The 1,673-nt window shown below is 54.2% G+C and carries 2 protein-coding genes and 1 pseudogene; 1 reads left to right on the plus strand and 2 read right to left on the minus strand.

All coding sequences use genetic code 11. The features are described 5' to 3' along the window. Positions 1 to 246: hypothetical protein (locus tag E4U03_RS13265; protein WP_209304181.1), on the plus strand; the 246-nt coding region annotated here is incomplete at its 5' end. Here E4U03_RS13265 and E4U03_RS13845 read toward each other — a convergent pair. Together E4U03_RS13845 and E4U03_RS12495 are read right to left on the minus strand one after the other, a co-directional pair. Then, a pseudogene (locus E4U03_RS13845) lies at positions 224 to 334 on the minus strand (hypothetical protein); the annotation flags it as partial. The gene E4U03_RS13265 and the pseudogene E4U03_RS13845 sit on opposite strands and share 23 nt — an antisense overlap. Positions 335 to 642: 308 nt before the next feature. Next, positions 643 to 1,125 carry a DUF2087 domain-containing protein gene (locus E4U03_RS12495; RefSeq protein WP_135014046.1) on the minus strand — a complete coding sequence of 161 codons (483 nt, stop codon included), beginning with the start codon at positions 1,123 to 1,125 and terminating at the stop codon, positions 643 to 645. Positions 1,126 to 1,673 lie beyond the last annotated feature (548 nt).

Consider the following 1,673-nt stretch of genomic DNA (forward strand, 5'->3'; position numbering starts at 1 on the left):
TCGGCCAGTAGGCGTAGGGCTCTTGTTTTGAGTTCTTGGGGGTATTTGGTGGGCATGGGTGAAGTTCCTTTGCTCTTTTTTGTTTGTTTCCAATGTACGGGGTCGGAACTAAACCCAGTACATATCATTCCAGAAAAGTTTGTTTTTCCTTATGAACGCCAGTTCCAGGTGGATACCAGAATCCCATCTACTACTAATGACCCAGGCGCTTTCAGGCTTTCTTTCAAGGGCTTGTTGAGTGGCTGAGGATCGTTTCGAGTGCTTTTTCAATGGTGTTGATAGCCTGTGAAATGGTTGGTTGGGAGACGGTGAAGAGCTCGGCAAGAAGTTCTTCGGTGAGATTATGCTGGTGGTCTGCCTCTGCTGATGGGTGTCCAGGTGCTGTGGTTTTTCAGGGTAGTGAGCAGTGTGGCGAATTGGGCTGGGCTTAGGCCGGTGGTACGGTGGTGGTTCAACGGTTCTTCCGGTGCGGTGCTGAGAGTATTATTGGCGTTTTATTCTCTAGGGTGCTGTATGGTGGGGCCGTTGTCTAGTTGGTGGGTTGGATTTTTAAATAAACCTCATAGTTGCACTGGCAAAGGCATCGATAAAGATAACCGCTTTCACGGTAGTTTTCAGCCCAAACATGGATGCCTCGCCTACTTAGCTTGCCAAGTAGCCCGGCAGCCACATCGCCTCCCAAGCCGGGGCCTCGACAGCCAGCACGGCACCTGCCCGGTTAGGAGCCCGGGTTGCCAGGCAATACGCGGAGGCGTCAGCAGTTCGCACCAAGTAACCGTACTCGACCATCTCCCGGCGCATAAAAGCAAAGTCCTGCCAGAGGGCAGCCAGAATCTCGTTGACCTGTTTCTCGGTATAGGTGCGACCCGGCTCAAAATAGGTCACTAGGTGCAGCAGCAGGTGGGCGCGGGTGCGGCGCTTGGAGGGCCAGGAGGTAAGGCGTCCGCCCTGCAGAAAACGGTCAACGACGGTGCGGTGCTCTGCGTAGGCTTGTTCGCGGGGATCAGTCAGAGCACCGGTAGCCGGCCTAGTCTCGAGCAGGGCTGCGCGGGCGGTGGTGTAGTTCTCACCGGTTTCTTCCATGCGGGCGCGCACGAGCTTTTTGAAGTTTGATTGGGCAGTCACAGGTATCGACTTTCTTCGCACTCTAGCTGCGGTATCAATCGACGGTTCGGTGGTGCCTGCCCCAGCCATGGTATGCCGGTGCAACCCGAGAATTCTCTTCCCTTCGCGCTGGCGGCCTGTTTGCTAGAGTCACAGGGGCAAAGCGCTGGGCGGTGGGTGACGCCACACACCTTTATATCACAGTTGCTCCCGAATGAGTGATATGTACTGGGTTCAGTCCACACCCTTCCACCCAAACCCCACGGAAGGAACAACAAAAAAACATGCCCGCAAAATACCCCACTGAATTCAAACAACGCGCCATCCGCATGGTCAACACCAGACTCCAAGACCACGACGCGCCCTCCAAGATCCAAGCCACCAAAGACATCGCCAACAAACTAGGAATCGGCCATAACACCCTTCAAACATGGTGCAACAATGATATGTACTGGCTTTAGTTCCGACAATTATAAGACCACTAAAGCACCATCAACCACCTCCTGCGGAGTCCGATAACCAAGACCCTGATGCAACCGACCAGCATTCCACCAAGCAACCCAAGACGC

The organism is Rothia nasimurium (genome assembly GCF_004569295.1).
Taxonomy (GTDB): Bacteria; Actinomycetota; Actinomycetes; order Actinomycetales; family Micrococcaceae; genus Rothia; species Rothia nasimurium_B.